Annotated in this window: 26 protein-coding genes; 1 reads left to right on the top strand and 25 read right to left on the bottom strand. The window is 35.4% G+C overall.

Annotated features, from left to right (window positions below; translation table 11 throughout):
- Nucleotides 1-13: 13 nt before the first annotated feature.
- From ABC346_RS12585 to gpr, 24 genes are all read right to left on the bottom strand, one after another.
- Nucleotides 14-376 (bottom strand): diacylglycerol kinase family protein, encoded by a 363-nt coding sequence (locus ABC346_RS12585; RefSeq protein ID WP_413235169.1) that lies wholly within the window; start codon nucleotides 374-376, stop codon nucleotides 14-16.
- Nucleotides 366-830: an rRNA maturation RNase YbeY gene (gene ybeY / locus ABC346_RS12580; RefSeq protein ID WP_413235168.1), complete on the bottom strand. Its 465-nt coding sequence runs from the start codon at nucleotides 828-830 to the stop codon at nucleotides 366-368. The genes ABC346_RS12585 and ybeY overlap by 11 nt, the downstream gene beginning before the upstream one ends.
- Nucleotides 830-2962, bottom strand: a complete 2133-nt coding sequence (locus ABC346_RS12575; protein ID WP_413235167.1) for an HD family phosphohydrolase — start codon at nucleotides 2960-2962, stop codon at nucleotides 830-832. The genes ybeY and ABC346_RS12575 overlap by 1 nt, the downstream gene beginning before the upstream one ends.
- 64 nt (nucleotides 2963-3026) lie before the next feature.
- Nucleotides 3027-3980: a PhoH family protein gene (locus ABC346_RS12570; protein WP_413235166.1), complete on the bottom strand. Its 954-nt coding sequence runs from the start codon at nucleotides 3978-3980 to the stop codon at nucleotides 3027-3029.
- A gap of 2 nt (nucleotides 3981-3982) precedes the next feature.
- Nucleotides 3983-5206: a sporulation protein YqfD gene (yqfD, locus tag ABC346_RS12565; RefSeq protein ID WP_413235165.1), complete on the bottom strand. Its 1224-nt coding sequence runs from the start codon at nucleotides 5204-5206 to the stop codon at nucleotides 3983-3985.
- Between the two features lie 21 nt (nucleotides 5207-5227).
- Nucleotides 5228-5509, bottom strand: coding sequence for a sporulation protein YqfC (gene yqfC, locus ABC346_RS12560; protein WP_017797072.1), 282 nt, complete (start codon nucleotides 5507-5509; stop codon nucleotides 5228-5230).
- Nucleotides 5510-5855: 346 nt separating this feature from the next.
- On the bottom strand, nucleotides 5856-6350 hold the full coding sequence (locus ABC346_RS12555) for a hypothetical protein (protein ID WP_413235164.1): 495 nt from the start codon (nucleotides 6348-6350) through the stop codon (nucleotides 5856-5858).
- A 36-nt stretch (nucleotides 6351-6386) separates the two neighbouring features.
- Nucleotides 6387-7379, bottom strand: coding sequence for a flotillin-like protein FloA (gene floA / locus ABC346_RS12550; RefSeq protein ID WP_413235163.1), 993 nt, complete (start codon nucleotides 7377-7379; stop codon nucleotides 6387-6389).
- Nucleotides 7380-7394: 15 nt separating this feature from the next.
- A complete protein-coding gene (locus tag ABC346_RS12545) occupies nucleotides 7395-8732 on the bottom strand; it encodes an NfeD family protein (RefSeq protein WP_413235162.1) in 1338 nt (445 codons plus the stop codon).
- A gap of 189 nt (nucleotides 8733-8921) precedes the next feature.
- Nucleotides 8922-9368, bottom strand: a complete 447-nt coding sequence (locus ABC346_RS12540; protein ID WP_413235161.1) for a GatB/YqeY domain-containing protein — start codon at nucleotides 9366-9368, stop codon at nucleotides 8922-8924.
- Between the two features lie 15 nt (nucleotides 9369-9383).
- The gene (gene rpsU / locus ABC346_RS12535; protein WP_010650937.1) at nucleotides 9384-9560 is read right to left on the bottom strand and encodes a 30S ribosomal protein S21; all 177 of its coding nucleotides are present in this window, start codon (nucleotides 9558-9560) and stop codon (nucleotides 9384-9386) included.
- Between the two features lie 148 nt (nucleotides 9561-9708).
- Nucleotides 9709-10374, bottom strand: coding sequence for a deoxyribose-phosphate aldolase (gene deoC / locus ABC346_RS12530; protein WP_413235160.1), 666 nt, complete (start codon nucleotides 10372-10374; stop codon nucleotides 9709-9711).
- A gap of 23 nt (nucleotides 10375-10397) precedes the next feature.
- A complete protein-coding gene (mtaB, locus tag ABC346_RS12525; RefSeq protein WP_413235159.1) occupies nucleotides 10398-11750 on the bottom strand; it encodes a tRNA (N(6)-L-threonylcarbamoyladenosine(37)-C(2))-methylthiotransferase MtaB in 1353 nt (450 codons plus the stop codon).
- Nucleotides 11747-12514 carry a 16S rRNA (uracil(1498)-N(3))-methyltransferase gene (locus tag ABC346_RS12520; protein WP_413235158.1) on the bottom strand — a complete coding sequence of 256 codons (768 nt, stop codon included), beginning with the start codon at nucleotides 12512-12514 and terminating at the stop codon, nucleotides 11747-11749. Before ABC346_RS12520 ends, mtaB begins: the two co-directional genes overlap by 4 nt.
- Before the next feature lie 8 nt (nucleotides 12515-12522).
- Entirely contained in the window at nucleotides 12523-13470 is a 948-nt protein-coding gene (gene prmA / locus ABC346_RS12515) for a 50S ribosomal protein L11 methyltransferase (RefSeq protein WP_413235157.1), read from the bottom strand.
- Nucleotides 13471-13530: 60 nt separating this feature from the next.
- A complete protein-coding gene (gene dnaJ / locus ABC346_RS12510) occupies nucleotides 13531-14661 on the bottom strand; it encodes a molecular chaperone DnaJ (RefSeq protein WP_413235156.1) in 1131 nt (376 codons plus the stop codon).
- A gap of 148 nt (nucleotides 14662-14809) precedes the next feature.
- A complete protein-coding gene (gene dnaK / locus ABC346_RS12505) occupies nucleotides 14810-16651 on the bottom strand; it encodes a molecular chaperone DnaK (RefSeq protein WP_413235155.1) in 1842 nt (613 codons plus the stop codon).
- 34 nt (nucleotides 16652-16685) lie between these two features.
- Nucleotides 16686-17264: a nucleotide exchange factor GrpE gene (gene grpE / locus ABC346_RS12500; RefSeq protein ID WP_413235154.1), complete on the bottom strand. Its 579-nt coding sequence runs from the start codon at nucleotides 17262-17264 to the stop codon at nucleotides 16686-16688.
- Nucleotides 17265-17353: 89 nt separating this feature from the next.
- Nucleotides 17354-18385: a heat-inducible transcriptional repressor HrcA gene (hrcA, locus tag ABC346_RS12495; protein WP_413235153.1), complete on the bottom strand. Its 1032-nt coding sequence runs from the start codon at nucleotides 18383-18385 to the stop codon at nucleotides 17354-17356.
- 85 nt (nucleotides 18386-18470) lie between these two features.
- The gene (hemW, locus tag ABC346_RS12490) at nucleotides 18471-19646 is read right to left on the bottom strand and encodes a radical SAM family heme chaperone HemW (RefSeq protein ID WP_413235152.1); all 1176 of its coding nucleotides are present in this window, start codon (nucleotides 19644-19646) and stop codon (nucleotides 18471-18473) included.
- Nucleotides 19647-19740: 94 nt separating this feature from the next.
- Nucleotides 19741-21549 carry a translation elongation factor 4 gene (gene lepA, locus ABC346_RS12485; protein ID WP_413235151.1) on the bottom strand — a complete coding sequence of 603 codons (1809 nt, stop codon included), beginning with the start codon at nucleotides 21547-21549 and terminating at the stop codon, nucleotides 19741-19743.
- Nucleotides 21550-21678: 129 nt separating this feature from the next.
- On the bottom strand, nucleotides 21679-21981 hold the full coding sequence (locus ABC346_RS12480) for a hypothetical protein (RefSeq protein WP_413235150.1): 303 nt from the start codon (nucleotides 21979-21981) through the stop codon (nucleotides 21679-21681).
- 13 nt (nucleotides 21982-21994) lie between these two features.
- Entirely contained in the window at nucleotides 21995-23149 is a 1155-nt protein-coding gene (locus tag ABC346_RS12475) for a stage II sporulation protein P (protein WP_413235149.1), read from the bottom strand.
- A 104-nt stretch (nucleotides 23150-23253) separates the two neighbouring features.
- Nucleotides 23254-24357 carry a GPR endopeptidase gene (gene gpr, locus ABC346_RS12470; protein WP_413235148.1) on the bottom strand — a complete coding sequence of 368 codons (1104 nt, stop codon included), beginning with the start codon at nucleotides 24355-24357 and terminating at the stop codon, nucleotides 23254-23256.
- A 216-nt stretch (nucleotides 24358-24573) separates the two neighbouring features.
- Here gpr and rpsT point away from each other — a divergent pair, with 216 nt between their 5' ends.
- On the top strand, nucleotides 24574-24834 hold the full coding sequence (gene rpsT / locus ABC346_RS12465) for a 30S ribosomal protein S20 (RefSeq protein ID WP_413235147.1): 261 nt from the start codon (nucleotides 24574-24576) through the stop codon (nucleotides 24832-24834).
- Between the two features lie 243 nt (nucleotides 24835-25077).
- Here rpsT and holA read toward each other — a convergent pair whose 3' ends face one another.
- Nucleotides 25078-26097: a DNA polymerase III subunit delta gene (gene holA, locus ABC346_RS12460; RefSeq protein ID WP_413235146.1), complete on the bottom strand. Its 1020-nt coding sequence runs from the start codon at nucleotides 26095-26097 to the stop codon at nucleotides 25078-25080.
- Nucleotides 26098-26402 lie beyond the last annotated feature (305 nt).

Raw genomic sequence — 26402 nt, 5'->3', positions numbered from 1 at the left:
TACTCCATCCTTCTTATAATAGTTCCATTATTTTAGGAGCAAAAATCATTATACCAACTATTACTGCAATAATAGCAGCAATTAAAACTGCCCCTGCTGAAACATCTTTTATATGTTTTACTGCCGGATGAATCTCAGGTTGAACATAATCCATAACTTTTTCAATGGAGCTATTAATCATCTCCGTAACTAATACCAGCCCTATAGTGAGCATAATGATTGCCCACTCCACATTCGATAAACCAATCATAATGCCACATAAAATAACGACCATTGTTGAAATTAAATGCAGCTGAAAATTAGATTCTGTCGAAGCGATCTCTTTTAGACCATTCCATGCATATCGGAAACCTATTTTTCTTCGTTTACCTTTCAACGCCAAACTCACCTAGTATTTCTTCTTGTCGACCAAACATTTTCTTTTCATCCTCTTCATTCATATGATCATATCCCAATAAGTGTAGGAATCCATGTACTGCTAAAAATCCTAACTCTCTTTCTAGACTATGATCATATTCAATGGATTGTTCTTTTGCTTTGTCAACCGAGATAACAATATCTCCTAATACAAGCGGTCCATCAGCTCCAATTATCTCCATCTCCTCTTCGTTACTTTCTTGCATTGCAAAAGAAATAACATCTGTTGGAGTATCTTTTTGACGATAATTGCGATTTAAAATTTGAATTTCTTTGTTATCGACAAAATTAATGGATAATTCAGCTTCGGATGTAATGGATTCTTTTTTTGCTGCAAAATCCAATAATCGTTGAATTAAATCAATATAATCCTCCGATACAGAGTTTGTTTCATCATGAAAGTCAATGTGCATTAGTTTTCCTCCTCTTTCGGATATTGGATTCGAGAGTGAAATATTCCTTTTAAAGATTCACATATAGTAAATTGAATTATGGTAAGCTCCTTTAATGTTAAAGGACTATCATTTAATTGTCCATCAGCAACTTTATCACGGATAATACCAGACACAATTGCTTCTATTTTTTCTTCAGTCGGCTCTTTTAAAGAACGGACTGCTGCTTCCACTGAATCACAGATACAAATGATTGCGGTCTCTTTTAGTTTTGGTTTTGGACCTGGATAACGAAATTCAATTTCTTCTACTTCCGGATTTTCTTCTTTCTCTTTCATGTAAAAATATTTTAGTAAAGAATTAGAGTGATGCTGCATTGCAATATCGATAATTTCTTTCGGCATTCGATGTTCTTTTAACATATCAGCACCATCGTAAGGGTGTCTAATAATAATATCAGCACTTTTCTTTGGTGACATAAAATCATGAGGATTACGCATGGCAACTTGATTTTCAATAAAATACTGTGGCCTGACTGTTTTCCCTATATCATGATAATATGCCCCAACTCTTGCTAATAATCCGTTAGCACCTATAGCTTCGCAGGCTGTTTCACTTATATTTGCCACCATCACAGAATGGTGATACGTACCAGGTGCTTCTGTTAATAATTTTTTTAATAAAGGTTGATTAGGACTAGACAATTGTAGTAATTTCATATCAGATAATACACCTAATAGACTTTCAAATAGCGGAAGCATTCCCATCGCTAATACCGCTGCTAAACACGCAGAAATTATTCCAAAACTGGATTGAATAATAATATCCAGCCATGTATATTTTTCAAATGATAAAAATATAAATAATAATATAGTTGCAATATGAATAAGCGACATTCCAAAAGCGGATTTAAGAATTGCATATCTATCTTTGACATTGGAGAGTAGACCAACAGCTGCTACTTGTGATACTAAAAAGTATATTCCAACCTCTACATTCAACGCGCCTGCAATTTGGCCATTAAAGATAACCGTTGCAATAATCGAATAAAAAATCCCCATTTTTATGGCAATGCGCTCATGTAATAGTAATTTATGTAATATTGCTGCTGTAGCAATTGGTGTTACATAGAACAATTGATTTGATTGTGTTGTATATAAACTTGCGACCTTCATTAGCAGTACGGCGACTACACTTATTAATAGAACTGCTGCAACCTTTTTCATATTCCAATCATTTTCTTTTGCACTTCGATATAACTCAACTGCGATAAATATCGTAATTATCACTACTAACAAACTTAAGCCCAATAAAGGAAAGATATTTCTTTCACTGTCTAGTACACCTACTAAGTTTAGCTTTTCATAGATTTCATTTGTAATTGTTTGACCTTCTCGAACAATGATTTCTCCAGCTCGTATCATAACTGGGTCAACTGTTGTAGCAGCATCTTTTCGAGCTTGGGAGGTTTTTTCATAATCAAAAAAGGAATTCTCCGTTACTGCAAAAGTAGCTAAATCATTGAGTGCTAATGTTAGTTCTTCATTGAAATCTGAATATTCCACAGTCTGTTCTACATTAGCTATCGCAGTCTGAATATTTTCTGTCCGAACTCCCCTATCTAAGGTTTCTTCTAGAGCCTCCATAAATATTACTTGGCCTTGTTCTAAATCTTCATCTGATTGGGAAAGGAATGTAATTAAAGTTTGATCACTAATTTCGTTGCTTATTTCATTCGATAGTAATTGCTTTAATTGAATTGCTTTATCTTGATCGGTTAGTGGGAGTACATCATTGTCATCATTCGTCTCATCATCTTGCTCTTCATAAAATTTATCAACAGCATCAAATAATTCAGTAACGTAATTTAATCGCTCTTCAGTTACTTCTTCTGATATATCGTATCGATCTGGTACAGATTGAACAGCTTCCCTTGTCCTTCTTTCTGTCTCACCTTCATCTTCTATTGTAATTGGTGATCGTATCGTTTGATTAGAATTACTAAACCTCTCTATTGCATAAGTTTCCGTCTGAACGTTATCCCACATTAATATAAAAAAGAATACCCCTAATAAAATCGCTGGTGGAATAATAATAATTGTTGAATGTTTCTGTTTAAACAACTGATACCTTTCTACCCATTTTTCTTTCACGTAATTTCACCCCAATGATATAGAAATAAGACCCTTTTTACGGGTCTTACTTTTGTATAAGTTTTCATTTTTCATAAGCGTTAATTATTTTTTGGACAAGTGGATGTCGAACTACGTCAGTTTGACTGAGGTGAATGAAGGAAATACCTTCAACTTTAGAAAGTAGTTGTTCTGCAACTTGTAGTCCGGAAGTAACCCCTTTAGGTAAGTCAATTTGTGTGATGTCACCTGTTATTATCATTTTTGAACCAAAACCAAGACGAGTCAAAAACATTTTCATTTGTGCAGGAGTAGTATTTTGGGCCTCATCCAATATAACAAAAGCATCATCTAATGTTCTGCCGCGCATATATGCAAGAGGTGCAATTTCTATCGTTTCTCGTTCAATAAGACGTAATGTATGTTCTGAACCAAAAACATCATGCAGCGCATCATATAGCGGGCGCAAATAAGGATCAACTTTTTCTTTCAAATCTCCCGGTAAAAACCCTAAACTCTCTCCTGCTTCAACTGCTGGACGAGTTAGTATAATCTTTTTAACTAGTCCATTTTTCAATGCATGTACTGCCATTACTACCGCAAGATAGGTTTTTCCAGTTCCTGCTGGACCAATTCCAAATACTAGATCATTACTTTTGATTGATTGTATATAGCTTTTTTGTCCAAGCGTCTTTACCCTTATTGATTTACCCTTATAGTTCTTTGTAATTTCATCTTCAAATAAGGTTTCAAACTGTGAAATCTTACCTTTACGAGACAGCTCTACAGCGTAAACAACATCACGTTCAGTTATTGTTTGTCCTTTACGGATAACATTTAACATTGCTAAGAGAATTTCTTTAACTTGTTGTATTGCTTGTTCTGAACCAGAAACACTAACCGCTTCTCCACGTGATACAATATTCACATCGAGCAATGTTTCTAGCTGTTGTAAGTGCTTATCATTGGTACCAAATAGACCTAAAGTTTCATTGGTACCATTTAATTGCAAATCTAGATCAGTTAAGCGTTCGGACATAATCAGTCTCCTTGGCGAATAGGTTCATTTTTAACAATATTTTCTTCTACAGAAACATAAACGATTAATTTTACTTTACCATGCTCGATACGTTCATGCAAAACTTTTTCTGACAATATTTCCGCATCAGGACCTAGTTCTGTCTCTAGTTGTTTTACAGCTTGCTTTTTACCTGCTTCAATTGCTTCTTCCTTCGTTCTTTGACCTTCATGTAATTGTTTTTCATTTATTTCTGATTCTACAATTGAAATCGGTAATTTCCATTTTAAAAACTGTATCGGTTTTTCATTCAATTCGACTTGGGTTTGTTTAAAATCAGGATCACGGAATCCCCATACTGGAAATTGAAGTTGTCCCATTTTCATATAATATTTATTTTTACTATTCCCTGTTAACTGTTCATAATTATAAGACAAGGGAACGGTTAATGTAACTTCATACCACGTATTTGCAAATATTTCTGCTTCAGCAGTAATTGGTTGACTTTTATTCTCATCTGTCTCATTTTCGTCTTCATCTTGATTTTCTTCATAGCTTAAGTCTCCCGCTACAAGTAAATCTCCTGGTTTAACATAATCATTGATTTGTTTTACAGGTTCTCCTTTGGAAACATACATCCTCGTTATTACTCCTTCTTTAGCAGCAACAATATTTCCTGGTTCACTGGGATCTAGTTCTTCAACTATTATCTTTTCTACCCCTTCTAAGTATAGGGTTGTCCCTTGCAATTCAACACCTGCCCATAACAATTCTGGAACATCATCTAATAAATTCCTTTGAATATCTTTCGGTGTATCCACAGAAAATAACCAAACACCGGGATGGATTCCATAGCTATCTAATTGTACTTTAATTTTTTCTTCTATCTCTTTCGGTACACCAGTGATATTAACAGACCATAATAAATTAGATAAAAATAAAAAAAATAACACTCCACCTAAAATTCCTATTACTAAGAATCGTTTCTTCAAAAACCGAGAAAATCCAAATGGCAATCCTTTCCTCTCTTCAAAAGAAATTTTATATATTGTTCTTCTACGTAATTGCTTTAGTTTCTTAATATCTTGCAAATTTAATTTAGCAATACAATCTTTTGAAGAGACCTTTTTAACATCCCAAACAAAAATACCTTCATTCGCACATTTTTGGAAGAATAGCTCCGGCTTTTCGCCAGAGACTCGAACGGTTACATATCCTCGTATCCTCTTGCCATAATTACGTTTCATTGGAACCTCCTATTCTACGAGTTAATCCGGTAAAAACTTTACCTCATGAATGGTACCTTCTAACATAATTTCTTTCGGTAACATCATTTTTAATACAAATGCATCTCCTTTAATTTGTACATAACCATTCGTTACCTTTAATTTTAATTCGTTATTGGAATAAACCTCTAGTCCTTGATGATTTTCAATATAAAAATGAATATGCCCTATGATTGTTATTCTAGGCATTTCCAGAATAACATCAGAAGGAAGAGAGAATTGTTCAATTAATAGTGAACGAATTCGCTGATGCCATTTAGCCAATGATGATCCCCCCTCACATAGATATGTATGAAAAAAATTCATCAATAAGAACAAGAACCGTCCACTATCTGTAATTAACAAGTAAAGAAATATAAACTGTACAGCATAAAGTGAAACTTCACTGAGCGGGAGATTTTTCGTACCGAAAGCTTGTTAAGCTCAAGTGTACACTTACGGAGAGTTTATCACCCTTAGCCTCTTTGGATAAGCCTCATCGTTTGATGTGGGGATATTATTACATGTAACAGACGGATTAATTAATATAATTCTGATAAATTAAACACAAAAAATCCCGATTACCATTATGGATAATCGGGATTTAATATTTATAAAAATTATTACCTATCTAATGTGAACGATCACGTACCACACTTCGATACGGTTTCTTTGCTCTTGGAGATCCTAGAACTTCTGACATAATTATACCATTTACAAGACCTTCTGCGCTTAAATTACTTGTAACTCGACGCTTCATTTCTTGCTGGCTTATACCTTGATTGTCATCTTTGGTTGCAGGTAATACTGTCGAAGTATCTTTCTCCTCCAGATCCTCTACATTCTGTACCTGGGCACTATACTTATTAGCAATTCGCTTCATTTGCTCTTGCTGTTGTTCCTGAATATTGCCTGCTGACATAGTAGGTCTTTCTTGTTCGGTATAAACCTTTCTTTCTGCTCTAGGTTGACGCTGGGTAGTTCTAGGAGCAGAGTTGGACTGTTTTTGTGGAGGAGTTTTTTTGTTTTGCTCTTCCTGATTTTTCTTTTTGCCATCACCAAGTACTGCAATAATACCTGAAATGATAATAAAAATTAGAAATAGGTTTTCAAAAATCCAGTCCATTATATCCCTCCTTTACATCCACAATTGGAAAAGGTATTACTGTTGGTCATCATCTTTATTCTCTTTAGACAATTTACCAATAGAATCACGCATATCTGTATCCGCATCAATGTTTTGGTAATTCATGTAATCCATAACACCCATTTTTCCTGAACGTAATGCTTCTGCAAGAGCAAGTGGTACGTCTGCTTCTGCTTCCACAACTTTTGCACGCATTTCTTGAACACGAGCAACCATTTCTTGTTCTTGTGCGACAGCCATTGCACGTCGTTCTTCCGCTTTTGCTTGTGCAATATTCTTATCTGCTTCAGCTTGATCAGTTTGTAAAATGGCACCAATGTTCTTACCGATGTCTACATCTGCAATATCAATAGATAGAATTTCAAATGCAGTACCAGAATCAAGTCCTTTACTCAATACTGTTTGCGAAATGGAATCTGGATTTTCTAATACTTGTTTATGATGGTCAGAGCTACCGATTGTACTTACAACACCTTCACCAACACGAGCGATGATTGTTTCTTCACCTGCACCACCGACTAATCGATCAATATTTGCACGCACTGTTATACGAGCAAGTGCTTTCACTTCAATACCGTCCATAGCGATACCTGCAATAAACGGTGTTTCAATTACTTTTGGGTTAACACTCATTTGTACAGCTTCTAAAACATCACGACCAGCAAGGTCAATAGCAGCACCGCGTTCAAAAGGCAAGTCAATGTTTGCCCGATGTGCTGCAATTAATGCATTCACTACTCGGTCTACATTACCACCAGCAAGATAGTGACTCTCTAATTGATTGGTTTTCACATTTAATCCTGCTTTATGTGCTTTAATTAGCGGGTTAATTACTCGATTTGGTACTACTCTACGTAAACGCATCCCAATTAGAGTAAAGATACTTATCTTAACCCCTGCAGCAAGTGCACTAATCCAAAGTGCGACTGGTACAAATGTAAACAAAATTGCTAAAGCGATAAGTACCGCTGCTATAATTATAATTGGTAAAATAACACTACTATCCATTTATATGCCTCCTAATTATTCTTTTATTTCCTTCACTACTACACGCACACCTTCTACACGAATAACTTTAAGATGTTTACCCTTACTAATAAATGAACCATCTGACACCACGTCGATTTGTTCATTTTCGAAAACTCCAATTCCCGATGGACGCAGTGGTGTTAACGCTGTTCCTTCCAAACCTACTAGTTCTATTCGGTTAACGGAAGAGACATATCCTTGTTCAGTTGCAGTACTATCTCTTAGTATAATATGGCGAAAAACTCCTTTATCCATACCAATTCTCCTAAACAATATTACTCCAACAATTACGGCAATCAAAAAGGCTATACCAATACTTAATGACATATGGCCAAGATCATACCCGGACATAAACAAAGAACCTATTACAGCAGCTATACCAATAAAGCCCAAAATACCGCTTGTAACAAAAAATTCAGCAATAATTAAACCAACACCAATTAATAGGAGAATGATTGCTTCCATACCAGCAAGACCTGCTACAATATGGCCATAGAAGAATAGTAATAGTGCAACAATTCCCATTGTTCCCGGCACACCAAAACCAGGTGAGTACAGCTCTACTACTAAACCAAGACTCGCGACGGAGAGTAAAATAGGGATTACTACAGGGTTAGTTAGAAAGCGAGCTAGTTCTTCTGCAAAAGATGTTTCGACTTCTACTATACTTGCGTTACTTAATCCTAATTCGTATAGTAACTCATTTCGATCATCTACAATTCCTTCAGCATAACCTACTTCTACAGCATCACTTGGCCCTAAAGTTAAAAACTTTCCTTCTGGCGCACCAAATTCTGGAAGGTCAATACTACTGTCCGCCATTGCTGCTGCATAAAGCGGGTCTCTTTCTTGTGACTCGGCAGCGCTTCTCATTTGAGCTAGCCAAGCAGATTGAGCTTTTGCATCAGCAGCTGTTCCATCTTGATTAATTACCCCACTTGCTCCCATTGTAGCGTGAGGGTTAAAGTAGATATTATCAGAAAATAATGCGATATAAGACCCAGCCGAGAGTGCCTCGTTAACAATATACGATGTGGAAGGTACTACCAAGCTCTGAATCAGCGAACCAATTTTGCCTGCTGAATCTACTCTTCCTCCTGGTGTATCTATTTCAAAAATGATATGATCTGCACCATTTTCCATCGCTTCCTCTGTTGCTCGGTTCAAGAAGGCTTCTAAACCTCTCTCTACTTCATTTTCTATTGGAATAATATAGACGGTTTCTCCTTCTCCTTGTTCTGCATCTACTATATTTCCAGATGCAAAAGGTATACAGAAAAGAACCACAATGAAAGTTATGTATACAGCATATCTTAACCGCTTCCCAATCAACTTAAATCACCCCCTATAAAGCACCTATACCTATAATACGAAGCAATCAGTTAAAAGGATTCATCTTTTTTCGTGTATTCGGTACATCTTGATAGTACCATACAATTGAACAGTAGAGAAAGTCAGACCTTAGCAACTGATAAATATTATTAAAAAGAGATCATCCTAATTTAGGATGATCTCTTTTAGTTAGCGCAATTCTTCTTGCACTTTCGTTTTTATTTGAGAGCCATCTGCTTTACCTTTTACTTTTGGCATAACAGCGCCCATCACTTTACCCATATCCTTCATCGATGTAGCATTCACTTCTTGAATTGTTTCCTGAATGATCGATCTTAACTCATCATCTGAAAGTTGTTCTGGTAAATACGCATCAAGTATTTCCAGTTCTTTTTCGATTTTTTCTACTAAATCTTCTCTTCCAGCATTCTTGAATTCTTGGAGGGAATCTTTTCTTTGTTTAACTTCTCTAGACAGAATTGTTAAATCTTCGTCCTCGGAAAGTGTATCTTTACCAAGTTTAATCGATTCATTCTGAATTGAAGCTTTAACCATGCGAATAACGCTAAGGGTTTCTTTATCTTTGTTCTTCATCGCTTGCTTCATATCTTGATTCAGACGATCAAGTAACGTCATACGCTCGCACCTTCTTTAGAATTTACGTTTTCTAGCAGCTTCTGATTTCTTCTTACGTTTTACACTAGGTTTTTCATAGTGTTCACGTTTACGATATTCCTGTAGTGTACCGCTTTTTGATACACTGCGTTTAAAGCGACGAAGAGCATCTTCAAGAGACTCGTTTTTACGAACGCGAGTTGTATTTGACATGCTAATTTCCCTCCCTCCGAAGCACAAAACCATTTTATACAAACATGAATCTAATCTCATGCCTTTATAAATTATAATATAAACAATGAATCAGGTCAACGGTTATTTATATCTAATATCATCATTATGTTACATAATCTATTCAAATTTAGTAGTCAGATGTTCCTTGTTCTCCTGATATAATCGCAACGCCAGAACTAGCTCCAATTCTTGTTGCTCCTGCTTCTATCATTGCTTTTGTTTGCTCTAAATCGCGAACACCACCAGATGCTTTTACTCCCATCTCAGGCCCAACTGTCTCACGCATTAAGCGAATATCCTCTACAGTCGCACCACCACCAGAAAATCCAGTAGATGTTTTCACGTAATCAGCCTCTGCATTTTTGGCTAATTTACAAGCTCTTACTTTTTCATCTTCAGTTAAAAGACTAGTTTCAATAATTACTTTGGTTAGGGCCTTGCCTTTTGCAGCTTCGACTACGGCACGGATGTCTTTCTCAACAAATTCATCATTATTTGATTTTAGTTCACCGACATTAATTACCATATCAACTTCTGTTGCCCCATCAGCAATTGCTTGTTTTGTCTCAAAAATTTTCGTTTCTGTAGAAGTTGATCCTAATGGGAAACCAATTACTGTACAAACTTTTACTGGTGTATCTTTTAATTCTTTATAGCAGTATGACACCCAGTGGGGGTTTACACAAACGGAAGCAAATTCATGTTGTTTTGCCTCTTCGACAATCTTTGCAATACTTTCCTTTGTAGTATCTGGTTTTAATTGAGTATGATCGATATATTTAGCTAATTCCATTTAATCTCTTCCCTTCAAATATGTTAAGCTCCATAAACTTTTGCTTTACTGTGAGTTGAATGTTCCATAACTCGAACAAAAATTCCTTGATTAATAGGATATCCTGATTTAGTTACTTTGACCTTAACAATCTTTCCTATTAAGTCTGGAGTACCTTCAAATTGTACTTTCATATAATTATCACTATAGCCAACTAATGTATTTGGTTGTTCCTCATCTAGCCTTTCTTCAGGTATAACCTCTAATACTTCATTTTCATACTGTGAAGCATATTCTTTCGCAAGTTGATCAGAAAGTGTAATTAAATGATGGACACGTTCCTCTTTGATAGTATCTTCCACCTGATCTTCCATGCGAGCAGCCGGTGTTCCTGTTCTTCTTGAAAATGGAAACACATGTAGTTCAGCATATCCTATTTCTCTTATAAAAGAACAAGTTTGTTGAAATTCTTCCTCTGTTTCACCAGGAAATCCAACGATAACATCGGAAGTAATAGCTAGTCCAGGTAATGCTCTTTGAAGTTTATTAACTTTTTCCTTATAAAAGCTTGTAGAATATTTTCTTCGCATTCGAGCTAGGACACTATCAGATCCTGACTGAAGCGGTATATGCAGATGACGTACAATTTTTTTACTTCGATCCAGTACGTCAATGACTTCATCTGTAATTTGACTCGCTTCAATGGAACTAATTCGAATTCGCTCTAATCCTTCTACTTCTTCTAGCTCTCTTAGTAACATAGCAAAATTATAGTCTTTCATATCTTCTCCATACCCAGCTGTATGAATACCAGTTAGAACGAGTTCTTTATATCCTGCTTCTACTAATTTATTGGCTTGTTCTAATACATTCTCTGGATCTCTAGATCGTAATAATCCTCTAGACCATGGAATAATACAAAATGTACAGAAGTTGTTACATCCTTCTTGTATTTTCAATGATGCACGCGTACGATCTGTAAACACTGGGACGTCCATTTCTTCAAACACGCGATTTTTCATTATGTTTGATACACCATTAACAGGTTCTTTTGTTTTTTGATGTTCTTTTATATAAGAAAAAATATTCTTACGATCTTGTGTTCCTACAACAATATCTACACCAGGAATCTCCATAATCTCTCCCGGAGACGTTTGTGCATAGCATCCGGTTACACAAACTACTGCTTCTGGATTTTTACGAATCGCTCTACGGATAACTTGTCTACTTTTTTTATCACCAGAATTCGTAACCGTACAAGTATTAATCACGTAAACATCCGAATTGTGATCAAAGTCTACTCTTTCATAACCTTCTTCTTTAAACATTCTCCAGATTCCTTCTGTTTCATAATGATTAACTTTACAACCAAGTGTATGAAAAGCCACTGTGGTCATGTTAAACACCTCAATTCTTCTAATTGATAGGAAATACTTGATAAAGCGTATAAAGCTGCCGTTTCTGTGCGTAAAATCCGTTTACCAAGGCGTATTGGTATGAATCCATTATCTTTTAATCGGTCAGCTTCTTCAATTGAAAAACCACCTTCAGGTCCAATACAGAGAATTATGTTATCATTTGTTGAAATGTTCTGTAACGAATTTACTAAATTTGAAGACATCTTCTCTGTTTTTGCCTCTTCTTCATAAGCAAATAGTTTCACTGTGTAAGCAGATGCTTCATCCAGTAAATATTTTAAATTCATTACTGGATATAAAGTAGGGATTCGATTTCGATGGCTTTGTTCACTTGCTTCCTTTAGAATTTTTTGAAACCTTTTTGCTTTCTTATGATACTTTTTTTCATCATTCCAAATAGCTATAGATCGTTCAGCCTGGAAAGGAATAAACCCTGAAGCACCTAACTCTGTTCCTTTTTGGAGAATTAGATCAAACTTGTCCCCTTTTGGTATACCTTGTGCAATTGTAACGAATATCGGCATTTCATTCGTACCTTCTAGCCATTCCATTACTTCTGCATCAACATAATCGTCCGCTAATATAGTGATACGGCACATCGCAGCTTGTCCATCTTCTGAATTACAAATGATGTTTTCACCAACTTGTGCTCGCATTACTCGTTGTAGATGATGAACATCATCTCCTGTAATGCGTATTGAATTCTCAGTGACATTCTCTTGCGATACAAAGTATCTTTGCATCTCTTCACCTACTTTTCACTTGGCTTCTTAGCTACTATTGATACCCAGTCTTCCATTTCGTTTAAAGAAATTACTTCAAATCCTTGTTCAGTCAATCTATCTTTTACCAGCTGTTTTTTATTTTGGATAATTCCAGAAGTGATAAAATACCCGCCTTCTTTTAAATTATTCCATGCATCATCGACAAAACGTATGATTATTTCAGCTAAAATATTGGATACAATAACATCAGCCTCTTGCTGAACACCTTCTAGTAAGTTGTTTTGTTTTACCTTTACAGATTCATTAATCTGGTTTAACTTACTGTTTAATATTGTACTTTTCACAGCAATTTCGTCAAGGTCATAAGCATAAACTTTCTCTGCTCCTAATTTAGCAGCAGCAATACTTAAAACACCTGAACCACAGCCTACATCCATTACGTAATCCCCTTGATTTACATACGCCTCTAGACCTTGAATACTTAAAACTGTTGTAGGATGTGTCCCTGTACCAAAAGCCATACCCGGATCTAATTCGATAATCAATTCATCACTAGATACTGGTGTATATTCCTCCCATGTAGGAGTAATTGTAATACGATTCGATATTTTAACCGGTTTATAATACTTCTTCCAAGCCGTTGCCCACTCTTCTTCATGAACCTCACTTAACGTGACTTCATTCTTCCCTAAATCAATATCATACAACAACAATTGATTAATTGCCTGCTTTATTTCTTCAACTGTTTCTCCTAAAAAACTATTCATAGGAAGGTATGCTTTAATACGCACACCTTCTTCAGGATATAGTGCGGGATCTAGATCATAAAGTTCCCCAAATTGAGTACACTCCACCCTCTCAAGATCTAATGGATCCTCAATTACGAGACCACTTGCACCAGTTTCATGTAAAATATTCGAAATAGGTTCAATTGCTTCGTTTGTCGTATGAATACTTATCTCTGACCATTTCATTTGGCTACCACCCGTCCAATGGAAAAATATCTATGTAAACGGCACAAAGTATTTGTACCGTTATTCTCCTTTAAAAGCTCTACGAAAGCGTTGAAAAATATTATCATCTGGTTCATCAGTTGATTCATTTCCACCAAGTTCATTAAACTCTCGAAGTAGTTCTTTTTGTTTTTCAGATAAGTTAGTAGGTGTCATCACCTTGATCTTGATATGCTGATCACCATGTCCTCGCCCGCGTACATTCGGTGCACCCTTGCCTTTAATTCTGAAAGTTTTTCCAGTTTGCGTTCCAGCTGGAACTTTAACTTTTACTTTCCCATGTACCGTAGGAACCTCTAATTCATCACCTAATGCAGCTTGGGCAAATGTCAGTGGCAATTCGCAGAAAATATGGTCTCCTTCACGCACAAAGAAATCATGTGGTCGCACTTTAATTACAACAAATAAATCTCCTGCTGGCCCACCATTTTTACCAGCTTCGCCTTTACCTGCCACTCTAATTTGTTGACCTTCATCAATACCTGCAGGAATTGAGATATGAATTTTTTTCTTCTTCTGGACTTTTCCTGAACCACCACAAGTATTACATTTTTCAGGTATAATTTTACCGGACCCTTCACAATAATTACATACTCTGCGATTTACAACACGTCCGAATGGCGTATTCTGTTCTTGGTTTAATTGACCAGAACCATTACAATGTGAACATGTCTTCGGTTTTGTACCTGGTTTTGCACCTGATCCATTACATGTATCACACGTTTCTTCTTTTGGAATTTCAATGTCCGTCTCTTTTCCAAATACAGCTTCTTCAAAGTTTAAAATCATTGTATATTGTAAATCATTACCTTGTTGTGGAGCATTTGGATCACGTGAACGACCTCCACCTCCGAAGAACATATCAAAAATATCACCGAAGCCTCCAAAGTCTTGAGCTCCCCCACCAAAACCGCCGCCAAAGCCTTGACTTTGTGGTCCTGAATGACCAAATTGATCATATTGAGCACGCTTTTGGTCATCACTAAGTACTTCATAAGCTTCTTTCACTTCTTTAAACTTATCCGCTGCATCCTCTTCTTTATTCACGTCTGGATGGTACTTACGAGCCAATTTACGATAGCTTTTCTTTATTTCATCTTGAGATGCAGATTTATCAATCCCTAATATCTCATAATAATCTCGTTTGCTCATCTTACATCACTCTCCCGACACACTTATAGCATAAGTTTTATCTTATCATCAACTATTTGTCTAAAGCAAATAGTTATTTCCAAAAACCCTTAAAAAAGTCAAAGCCAAGAGAATCCTGACTTTGACTTTTCATTTATTTCATCAGCTATTATTTTTTATCATCGTCATCTACTTCAGAATAATCAGCGTCTACAACATCATCATCTTGTTTTTGACCACTTTCTTCACCTTGCTCGCCAGAAGCTTGTTGAGCTTCTTGTTGTACTTGCTCATAAAGCTTAGCAGATAATTGTTGTACGTGCTCTTCTAAAGCATCTTTTTTCGCTTTCACTTGTTCCATATCACCAGACTCAAGCGCTTGTTTCAATTCATCTTTAGCAGATTCTGCTTTTTGTTTATCTTCTTCAGAGACTTTATCATCTAGGTCTTTGATTGTTTTATCAGTTGTAAAGATAAGTTGATCTGCTTCATTTCTCAAATCTACTTCTTCACGACGTTGTTTATCCGCATCTGCATTTTCTTCTGCTTCTTTTACCATGCGATCCACCTCATCATCTGACAGACCTGATGATGATTTAATTGTAATCGATTGTTCTTTATTTGTTCCAAGGTCTTTTGCACGGACGTTAACAATACCGTTAGCATCGATATCAAAGCTAACTTCAATTTGCGGCATACCACGTGGTGCTGGTGGAATGTCTGTTAATTGGAAACGACCAAGCGTTTTGTTATCTGATGCCATTTCACGTTCACCTTGAAGGACGTGAATATCAACTGCTGTTTGATTATCAGCTGCAGTAGAGAATGTTTGAGACGCACTTGTTGGAATAGTAGTATTACGCTCGATTAATTTTGTGGTTACTGCTCCCATTGTTTCGATACCTAGAGATAATGGTGTTACATCAAGTAATAGTACATCTTTTACATCACCTTGAAGAACCCCACCTTGAATTGCGGCACCAAGTGCTACGACTTCATCCGGATTAACACCTTTTGAAGGATCTTGACCTAATTCTTTTTTTATTGCTTCTTGAACAGCTGGGATACGAGTTGAACCACCAACAAGAATTACTTTATCAATATCGCTCTTCGATAAGCTTGCATCAGATAATGCTTTACGAGTTGGTTGCATTGTACGTTCAACTAAATCTGAAGAAAGTTCATCAAATTTCGCACGGGACATAGTCATCTCTAAGTGTAATGGACCAGCTTCTCCTGCTGTAATAAATGGAAGTGAGATTTGCGTTTGCGTTACACCAGATAAATCTTTTTTCGCTTTTTCAGCAGCATCTTTTAAACGCTGAGTAGCCATTTTATCTTGAGAAAGATCAATTCCGTTTTCTTTCTTAAATTCTTGTACCATATGATCAATAACTACTTGGTCAAAGTCATCTCCACCAAGACGATTGTCACCTGCAGTGGATACTACTTCAAAAGTACCATCACCAATATCAAGAATAGACACATCAAATGTACCACCGCCAAGGTCATACACAAGAATTGTTTGATCTTGATCTTCTTTGTCGATACCATATGCTAATGCTGCTGCAGTAGGTTCATTAATAATACGTTCTACTTCAAGACCAGCAATTTTACCAGCATCTTTTGTAGCTTGACGCTCGGCATCATTAAAGTATGCTGGTACAGTGATTACTGCTTTTTCTACTTTTTCACCAATGTAATCTTCTGCATAAGACTTAATGTATTGAAGTATAATCGCAGAAACCTCTTGAGGAGTGTATTCTTTATCTTCAATTTTAACTTTATAATCTGTACCCATATGACGTTTAATTGATTGAATAGTGTTTGGGTTTGTAATTGCTTGTCGTTTAGCTACTTCACCAACTTGGCGTTCACCATTTTTAAAAGCAACTACGGATGGAGAAGTACGGTTACCTTCCGGATTCGGAATGACAACAGCTTCGCCGCCTTCCATTACTGATACACATGAATTTGTAGTTCCTAAGTCAATTCCAATAATCTTACTCATTGTTTATTTCCTCCTTAACTGCAATAACTTTCAATTATTTATTCACTTTTACCATTGCTGGACGAATAACACGATCTTTAAGCTGGTATCCTTTTTGTAATTCCTCTACAACTATATTGGATTCCATGTTTTCATCTTCAATTTGCATTACAGCGTGATGAAGATTCGGGTCAAAAGCCTCACCCTCGGTTTTAATTGGTTCAACACCTTGAGACGTTAAAGCTTCTTGTAATTGACGATACACCATCATTATTCCATCAATAATACTTTTGTTTTCTTCAGTTACTTCAACCTGTAAAGCTCGTTCAAAGTTATCAATAGCTGGTAAAAGTTCAGTGATTAAATCTTGTGATTTATACTTACGATCCGCTTCTCTTTCTTTTAGCGTTCTTCGTTTGTAGTTATCAAATTCTGCTTGAAGACGTACTAAACGATTGTAAGTCACTTCTTTTTCTTGTTGTAATTTAGCTATTTCATCATTTTCAACAGCCTCTTCTTGAGGTTGTTCCGTTTCACTCTCTTTTGATTGATCAACGGATTCATCTACATCAATTACTTCTTGTTCATTTTCTTGTTCTTGTTCAGAAGTTACTTGATCATTTTTATCGTTCATTTGAGTGGCACCTCGCTTTCAATTTCCATCATTGACTATATCATGATTGCACTATTTAGAAAACCAAGACGTATTATAAAGAATTTCAGCTAAGAATCTCGCTTATACCACTTATCTAAAGTGTTGGTCATTTCATCGGAAATTCCTTTCATTAAAGAAATCACCTTTTTGTATTCCATTCTTGTTGGCCCTAATAGAGCAATTGTGCCCATAAGATTTTCACCAACATGATAAGATGCCGTTATGAGACTTAGATCTTTAATCGCTTCCACTTCATTTTCATTACCAATCGATACTTTAATACCATGATGTGTGTTTTTCAAGAGATTTGCTATTTCATCTTCTTGTTCAATTAAGGCATAAAACGATCGAATTTTGTCAACATCGTTAAATTCAGGCTGCATTAAAATGTTTGATTTTCCGCCAAAATACAATTTAACAGGATGTTCATCTATAAAGAAAGCCCGAAGCAAATCAAAGGAAGCATCAAAATCATCTATATAACGTCGCATTAGTTGTGCAACTTCAGTAGAAATAACCTCTCCTAATCGAATAATCGGAACTCCTCTTAAACGATCATTTAAAATATTTACTAACTTTTCTAAATCCGAAGAAGCTACTCCTTCAGGTAGGGCAAAAGATCGATGCTCTACATGACCCGTATTGGTTACTAAGATTGCTACAGCGGTATGATCGGACAGTGTTAAAACTTGAATTTGTTTTAAAGTAGCTTCAAACATTTCTGGTCCTAAAATAATCGACGTATAATTCGTCAACTCAGATAGTACTTCTGCAGTCATTTGTACTACTTGTTCAAATTCAAAAAACTCTCCATTTGTATACTTGCGTAAAATCCCCGCTTCATCTTGGTTTATCACTGGACCTATAAGATGGTCTACATAATAACGATAACCTTTTTCTGAAGGAATTCTCCCAGAAGAGGTATGCGTTTTTTCAAGAAAACCTAAATCCTCTAAGTCCGCCATTTCATTCCGAATAGTGGCTGCACTATACGGAAGGTAATCCTTTTTTGATAATGCACGTGACCCTATTGGGTGTGCAGTTTCAATAAAATCATCAATAATGACTTGTAAAATGATCAGTTGCCTTTCAGTTAACATGATGATCACCTCTGTTAGCACTCTTGTTTATTGAGTGCTAATTCTATAAATAAATTATCAAATCCCTATTTCTTTGTCAAACAGTTTAGCTTTCTAGTTGAATAATTTTATCATCAAAAGACTGCATCATTAAAAATTTAGAGAATACTCGATCGCCTAACAACATTCCTCTGTCCGTTAAACGGTAGTTCCCATCTTTTAAGCTTAATAAACCTTGTTCTAATAACTCCTGTAATTCATTTGCATATAATTGTTCAAGTGATAACCCATATTTTTTTTGAAACATTTTGTTATTAATTCCAGAAGTTTTGCGCAGCTGCAAAAAAAGTTCCTCTTCAATTTGGTCTTTTATAGTAATTTCATCAATTTCTTCTATCGCACTTCCATCTTCTTTAGCAGAACGCATATACATCCCTAGTGGTTTAAGATTGGAAACTCGCTTACCTGGAATATAACCATGGGCTCCTGCGCCAAACCCATAATAATAATCATTATTCCAATATGTAAGGTTATGCTTACTTTCAAACCCGGGTTTTGCAAAATTACTTATTTCATACTGTTCTATGCCACGTATTTTCATCTCTTGTTGTAATATGCGATACATTTCTACTTCTGCATCTTCTGGAGGTCGTTGTAACTGCCCTTTATTCTGTTTATGAAAAAATACCGTCTTAGGTTCAATTTGTAAGGCATAGGTAGAATAATGTGGTAATCCAAATTGTAGCGCATCATTTAATGTTTTTTCAAAGTGAGCTACTGTTTGGTTTGGCAATGCATAGATTAAATCAAGACTTATATTATGGAACTTATTCTCGGTCAATATATTGACCGTTTCATAAACATCTTTTACACAATGCATTCTACCGATTTCACGAAGCATTTCATCGTCCATTACTTGTACACCAAAGGACACTCGATTCACTCCGTACGAAGATAGTAACTTAGCTTTTTCTTGATCAATATCTCCGGGATTTATTTCAATCGTAAACTCTTTACAAGTGTCTAAATTAAATTTTCTATCTAAAAAATTAAATAATCTCTTTAGTTGTTTAATATTTAAAGCCGTAGGTGTGCCTCCACCCATATAAATTGTATTCACATGAACATTATATCCAGATATAGAGCAATCTATTTCATGGATTAGTGCTTCAACATAATCGTCAGCTTTATTTTCCATATAAAAGTATTTAACAAAATTGCAGTAATGACAGATTTGTTTACAAAATGGGATGTGTATGTAAACTGCTTTTATTGAATCCAAAATTAATCAACCCTTCTAATAAAAAGGAAAACTGATAGATATCATTCTACCAGTCCTCCTGTATTCATAATTACTATTTATTATAAGTCTTTTATTAGTTATCATCCATCTTCAATACCGCCATAAATGCCTCTTGCGGTACTTCTACGGAGCCAACCATTTTCATTCGTTTCTTTCCTTCTTTTTGCTTTTCCAATAGTTTACGTTTACGTGTAATATCTCCACCATAAAGTTTGGCTGTAACATCTTTACGAACTGCTTTAATATTTGATCGTGCTACAATTTTATTTCCTATTGCAGCTTGTACCGGCACTTCAAATTGTTGTCTCGGAATTAATTCCTTTAATTTCTCTACAATTTGTTTTCCGCGCTCATATGCAAAATCACGATGGACAACAAAAGATAAAGCATCAATCGTATCTCCATTTAATAAGATATCCATCTTAACTAAGTTCGATTGTTGATAGCCAATTAATTCATAGTCAAATGAAGCGTATCCCTTAGTATTCGATTTTAATTGGTCAAAGAAATCAAATACAATTTCGGATAATGGTATGTGGTAGACGACATTTACGCGAATGTCATCCAAGTATTGCATATCAATAAAGTTACCACGTTTTTTCTGTGAAATTTCCATTACTGGACCAACATATTCATTAGGAACCATTATGGTTGCTTCTACATATGGTTCACGTATTTGTTCCACTACTTGAGGATCAGGCATTTCAGATGGGTTATCGATATTTAATACCTCTCCATCTGTTTTTTCAACCTCAAAAATAACACTTGGTGCTGTTGTAATTAAATCAATACCAAATTCTCGCTCAATTCGCTCTTGAATAATCTCCATATGCAATAGACCTAAGAACCCGCAACGATATCCAAAACCTAATGCTTGCGAAGTTTCTGGCTCATACTGTAACGAGGAATCATTTAATTCCAGACGTTCCAAAGCTTCTCTCAAGTCATTATAATCATTTGAATCAACTGGATACATTCCACAGAATACCATAGGATTTAAACGTCGATACCCAGGTAAAGCTTCATCTGCTTTTCTATTTGCATGCGTAATGGTATCCCCAACTCGAGAATCTCCCACATTTTTTATAGAAGCTGTAAGATATCCTACATCTCCTACGTGTAATTCTTTTTTCGGAACTGTTTTTGGTGTAAATACTCCTACTTCATTAACTTCAAATTCTTTACCAGTGGCCATCATTTGGATTTTATCCCCGACTTTTATAGAACCTTCTTTCACACATACATAAGCGATAACGCCACGATACGAATCATATAAAGAATCAAAAATTAAAGCCTTTAAGGGTGCTTCACCATCACCAGCTGGTTCAGGGACAACCTCTGTAACACGTTCTAATATTTCTTCAATACCAATGTTCGCCTTTGCAGAAGCTAATATTACATCGTCACCATCAATTCCTAGTACATCTTCTAATTCTTTTTTTACTTTTTCAGTATCTGCACTAGGCAAATCAATTTTATTAATTACAGGGATAATTTCTAGCTCGTTTTCCATAGCTAAATATACATTCGCTAATGTCTGAGCTTCGATTCCTTGAGCAGCATCAACTACTAATATTGCTCCCTCACATGCGGCCAAACTTCGAGAGACCTCATACGTAAAATCGACATGCCCTGGTGTATCAATTAAATGAAAAATGAATTCTTCTCCTTTATTACTTGTGTAAGCAAGTTGAACTGCGTTTAATTTTATTGTAATTCCACGTTCGCGTTCTAGATCCATTCCATCTAGTAATTGATCTTTCATTTCACGCTTTGTTACTGTTTTTGTATTTTCAAGTATTCGATCTGCTAAAGTAGACTTTCCATGGTCGATATGAGCGATAATCGAAAAATTCCTGACGTTTCTTTTTTTGTTCGCCATTTCATGCACACTCCTAGTTTTAATCCTACACGTTTCTATATATACTATATTAAAATAAGACGTCAATTACTAGGATGATTATAGCAATTGACGTCTTGAGATTCAATTGTTAACTAAAGGAATTGGTATTTAGAAGAAGATTTTCGATATTTCATACATAATTCCAACAATGATATCAAATACTTTTTTTACTGTAGCTTCTAATACCGATGCAGTTTTATTTGTAAGTGAATATTGTCCCTGTTCGACTTCATATACGTTTGCTTCTTGTTCCAAAGGTGGTTGTGAAGAAACGGGCATATTTGTTTCTTCTACAGCAGGTGTGGTTTCGATATTTTCTACTGTTGATGCTTGTTCCTCTTTTTGCATTCCAAATACAAATCCAGACAGGAAAAAAATAACCATGATCAACAATACTATTACACCACGCATATTACTATACCTCCTAAGGATTAGAAACTTCTTCTGCATCCCAATAATATTCACTAAATACTTCAGCTAACGCATCAGCGGAGCGGTAAAGTTCTTCCATCGTATTGTCGACTCCTCCAAATTCGACTAGTAGTGCATTTCCGGAAACATCTTGGTTATATACTCCATTCCCATTGGAACCGTCTTTTGGATAAATTCCTCGACTTAATCCTGGATATTTTTCTTCAATTAGTGCATTTAATTCTGTAGCTGTTTTCATATTTTCTTCGTAATTCGCATGTCCTGTCCCAACAACAAAAATGAGTTTGGCATAGCTCTCCCCATCAATTTCTATAGTTGTTTTATCTCTTCTTAATGCATCCCGATGTAAATCAAAAACATACTGAATATCTTTATTTCCAGAAAAGGCGGTTTCTACTGCTTCTCTGGATACTTCATAGGACTGATGATATTCTTTTCCTTGTTCATTCAGTTGTTGGCCAAAATCTGTTTGATCTACATAAGTTCCAATACCCTTTCGTTCTAAAGATTGTCCTAGTCGTTCACTTACTTTAGAGATATTGATTTCAGCATGCATTGCTGAGTTTGGGTCTTCCACACCAGGTAAATGTGGTAAAAACGACTCCCGATTATGTGTTGTATAGAGAAAAACAACATCCCGATCTCCGGTAGTTTGCTCAACATTTTCTTCAGGAGGGAGCTCTTCATCGACGTCTTCTTCTACAACTGCTTCCCGATCCTTTAGCACTTCTTCCAAAGGTGGATTCGATTCAATTGGAAAACTTGTAAAATGATTATCATCGCCGCTCGCCATTAAAATTTGGCTATCGTATATTGAAAAACCAGGTAATTCATTTCCTAAAAGACTTCTTGGATCACTTGGTTGTATATTAGTTGCTAGCTGAAAGAATATATTTGATAACTTTGGCAATTCTTCATCATCAGGGAAAGAACTTTTATACGCTCGGTTCTCCATACCTAACATATTATAAAATACCAATTCATCTATATTTCTCGTCCAATCAGATAATATTGTTGAAGAAAAGCGATAAGCCGGTTGAACTGTAGTTAGGATACCAATCATCAAAAATAATACGAGTATGCTCGCTAGGTATAGTCCACTTCTCCTTGAAATGACTTGTATAATTGGCTTGATGTTTTTTTTCATAAGAATACACGACTCCACCTTTCCATCCAACTCTTAATTTAATCTATGAGAAGGAATTAAAAAGTAGAACCGTGTAATTATAAAAAATAGAGTATTTAATAGAGCTAACGAGAATAGTTAGCAAAGTTATCAACATCAACCTTTTCATGTAATGCAGCATTTATACCATTAGCTATTACTTCTGCCATATCAATCATAAATCCATCAACTTCTTTTGGAGTTACCATTAAATTATGCCCTAATGGTGTAAGTACCTCAGTAATAAGTTTTCGCTTTTCTTCGTCTGACAGTCCTCCTACAATACCAAGAACCGTCTTTCTTTTTTCCATATTTGGCAAATCTTCGTCTGTTAATTCTCTATTCCCAAATGACATACCAGCAGGAGTTAGTGATTTAGATGGATCGTCTTTTTCTTTCCACTCTCTACCAAAATGTTTTAAGACATAGTCAATCGTATCACTCGTTATGGTAACTGCATCAACTACAGTAGGAACCCCAATAGCGATTACCGGAATACCTAATGTTTTCTTGCTGATTTCTTTTCGTTTATTCCCAACTCCAGATCCAGGATGGATACCTGTATCTGAAAGCTGAATCGTTTCATTCACACGATTAATAGAACGAGAAGCTAAAGCATCGATTGCTATGACCAAATCAGGGTTATACTTTTCCACTATACCGAATATAATATCACTTGTTTCTATACCTGTTACCCCCATGACTCCTGGAGTCACAGCAGCAACATCACGATACCCTTCCGCCACAGTCTCATATTGCAAACGAAATAGATGACTCGTTACTAATACTTTTTCTACAGTCATCGGACCTAATGCATCCGGGGTAACGTTCCAATTCCCTAATCCAACGACTAAACAAGTACTTTCTTTTGTAACGTTATTTTTCATCATAAGGTCTTCAAGCTCTTTTGCTAGCACTTGAGCTGCTTGGCCTTGACGATCTGTATCTTGTTTTTTCACTCCATCAGCATAAATGGTGACATAGGAACCCGGTTTTTTTCCGAGCAATTTTTCTCCTTCTTCATCAATATCGACATAAGAAACTTTGATATCTTTAACCGTTCTTTCTTTAAATGTTACTCCTTTTATTTCTTTATCACTTGTATCTTCAGGCTTAGATTCTGTATACATATCCTTCGCTTCAACCGCTAAGTCAGTACGAACCTGGAAAGGGATTTGTTGTTCTTCCATCGTCTCATCCTTTCAAATTATGATTCCATTCTTAGAATGAGCCTTTTTCATAAATTCATACTTTATTTTATCTTGAACAATCAACAATTCTATTGAAAACCAGCGTTAGCTTTGGTACAATACTTGTTGTCCTGATGAGAAAAGGAGAACTTAAATAGAAGTATTTGAATAATCGAATCTGGAATCTATAGAAGCTTTTGTGGGAGGTGAATCAACATGGCAAATATTAAATCTGCAATTAAACGTGTAGAAGTTAACGAGAAGAAACGTGTTTCTAATACTAAGCAACTTTCTGCAATGCGTACAGAAATCAAGCGTGTAGAAAAAGCAGTAGAAGCTAACGATACAGACAATGCGAAGTCTCTTTTCCAATCTGCATCAAAACACATTGATAAAGCAGCTCAAAAAGGTATCATCCATCAAAACGCTGCTAACCGTCAAAAATCTCGTTTAGCTAGCAAAGTAAACGCATTATAGTCTAAATGGAATAAGAATTCCATTTAACTAAAAAGCCGATGAAATTCATTTCCTGTGAATTCATTCGGCTTTTATTTTTGCATAAGATTATGGCTCTAAAATAATTGTTGGGGTAAGGGGAAAATTTATTTAATACAATACCCATTCATTCGGATTTCTCTCTTTATTAAATACTTTTGTCTCATCCCCAACATGTGACTTATAACCAAATTTTTAAAATTAGGGTACTGTGAATAACTATTCTTATGCAGCTATTATTAATTCCATTAATAGCAGCTCAAACGCTAAGCTTTTTTCCATTTTCCCTTGCTTCATTACACTATCTGTCTCAGCGAGAAGTTGAATCATCTGTTCTAATCTTTCTTGTGAAATATTTTTTTCTCTCGACATTGCAATTTTAATAACATATGGATGAGCACCAATTTGTTTTTGTATTTGAAACTGTGTATAACCCTTTTGTTTCAATAATTTCACACGCAGAATCATCCTGAACTGATAAGATAATAAACCAATCATTGCAATTGGATCTTCATTCATCTTTTCTAAATCCTTAAAAATCTTCATTGCACGTTGAATATCTCCTTGCATAACTGCATCCACCATTGCTAATGAAGTACTTGTTGGAGTATGAGAAATCAACCGTTGAGCATCTTCTACAGTAACATGCCCTCCATCTCCTACATATAAAGCCATCTTTTCTATTTCGCTTTGTAATAATTGGATATTATTCGCAACTTCTGCCTCTAACATATCTTTAGCTTTCGAATCCATTGTTATATTATTTTTTGATATAATTGATTCCAGCCATTTTCTCGCATCTTGTTCTTTAATTACTTGGCAATCCACAACTTCGCTATTCTTTTTAAGCTGTTTTGTAATTTTCTTCCGTTCATCTAATTTTTCGTAAGGAGCAATAAGTAATAAGATAGTATACTCTGGAGGATTTTGAACATACTCTTCTAAATAAGAGGTATTATGTTCAAATGATAGTTTGTCCGGTTTTGCTTTCAAAAATGATGCATTCGTAGCAATGATTAGTTTTTTTTCTTCAAAAAATGGAAATGTCTCTGCATCTGTTAATACTTCTTGAATTGGTATTTCGTTTAAATCATATAACGATAAATTACTTTTATCTCCGTTTAATACTTGTTTTATTAGAGCCTGTTTCAACTCTTCTAAAAAATAAGATTCCAACCCAAATGCAAGATAAACAGGTTGTACGGATTTTTTGTTAATATTATTTACAACATTCATTACTGACATTTCAATCACACACCTATGTACATTATATCCATATGTTAAAATGGAATGAAATGAATAGCAAGTGATACTTCATTTATTAGGAGGAGATACGCATAATTCTTAATGGACGCTTTCTCCTCCTAGCTCATCTATATTAAACGCCATAGGAAAAGCTCTAGAAACCCTCCCTATTGACGATATTTTTTACTTATCGTTAGGTTTTCCGATGATAGTAAAAGTATAGATGTTAACTCTTGCTAAAATTGGCTTTCATATGTGTTGTCCAATGAGGTAGATTTTTTAAAGTAATTCATTTATACTTAAAT

The sequence above is a fragment of the Oceanobacillus phoenicis genome (assembly GCF_047238145.1).
GTDB lineage: Bacteria > Bacillota > Bacilli > Bacillales > Amphibacillaceae > Oceanobacillus.
The sequence above is the reverse complement of the archived record's forward strand: the minus strand, read 5'-3'. Positions and strand labels throughout refer to the sequence as shown.

Coding starts and splice junctions, on each gene's coding strand:
- ybeY (WP_413235168.1), bottom strand. CDS start 830: ATGCACATTGACTTTCATGATGAAACAAACTCTGTATCGGAGGATTAT.
- ABC346_RS12570 (WP_413235166.1), bottom strand. CDS start 3,980: ATGTCCGAACGCTTAACTGATCTAGATTTGCAATTAAATGGTACCAAT.
- yqfD (WP_413235165.1), bottom strand. CDS start 5,206: ATGAAACGTAATTATGGCAAGAGGATACGAGGATATGTAACCGTTCGA.
- ABC346_RS12555 (WP_413235164.1), bottom strand. CDS start 6,350: ATGGACTGGATTTTTGAAAACCTATTTCTAATTTTTATTATCATTTCA.
- floA (WP_413235163.1), bottom strand. CDS start 7,379: ATGGATAGTAGTGTTATTTTACCAATTATAATTATAGCAGCGGTACTT.
- ABC346_RS12540 (WP_413235161.1), bottom strand. CDS start 9,368: ATGACGTTACTTGATCGTCTGAATCAAGATATGAAGCAAGCGATGAAG.
- rpsU (WP_010650937.1), bottom strand. CDS start 9,560: ATGTCAAATACAACTCGCGTTCGTAAAAACGAGTCTCTTGAAGATGCT.
- deoC (WP_413235160.1), bottom strand. CDS start 10,374: ATGGAATTAGCTAAATATATCGATCATACTCAATTAAAACCAGATACT.
- mtaB (WP_413235159.1), bottom strand. CDS start 11,750: ATGACCACAGTGGCTTTTCATACACTTGGTTGTAAAGTTAATCATTAT.
- ABC346_RS12520 (WP_413235158.1), bottom strand. CDS start 12,514: ATGCAAAGATACTTTGTATCGCAAGAGAATGTCACTGAGAATTCAATA.
- prmA (WP_413235157.1), bottom strand. CDS start 13,470: ATGAAATGGTCAGAGATAAGTATTCATACGACAAACGAAGCAATTGAA.
- dnaJ (WP_413235156.1), bottom strand. CDS start 14,661: ATGAGCAAACGAGATTATTATGAGATATTAGGGATTGATAAATCTGCA.
- dnaK (WP_413235155.1), bottom strand. CDS start 16,651: ATGAGTAAGATTATTGGAATTGACTTAGGAACTACAAATTCATGTGTA.
- grpE (WP_413235154.1), bottom strand. CDS start 17,264: ATGAACGATAAAAATGATCAAGTAACTTCTGAACAAGAACAAGAAAAT.
- hrcA (WP_413235153.1), bottom strand. CDS start 18,385: ATGTTAACTGAAAGGCAACTGATCATTTTACAAGTCATTATTGATGAT.
- lepA (WP_413235151.1), bottom strand. CDS start 21,549: ATGGCGAACAAAAAAAGAAACGTCAGGAATTTTTCGATTATCGCTCAT.
- ABC346_RS12480 (WP_413235150.1), bottom strand. CDS start 21,981: ATGCGTGGTGTAATAGTATTGTTGATCATGGTTATTTTTTTCCTGTCT.
- ABC346_RS12475 (WP_413235149.1), bottom strand. CDS start 23,149: ATGAAAAAAAACATCAAGCCAATTATACAAGTCATTTCAAGGAGAAGT.
- gpr (WP_413235148.1), bottom strand. CDS start 24,357: ATGGAAGAACAACAAATCCCTTTCCAGGTTCGTACTGACTTAGCGGTT.
- rpsT (WP_413235147.1), top strand. CDS start 24,574: ATGGCAAATATTAAATCTGCAATTAAACGTGTAGAAGTTAACGAGAAG.
- holA (WP_413235146.1), bottom strand. CDS start 26,097: ATGTCAGTAATGAATGTTGTAAATAATATTAACAAAAAATCCGTACAA.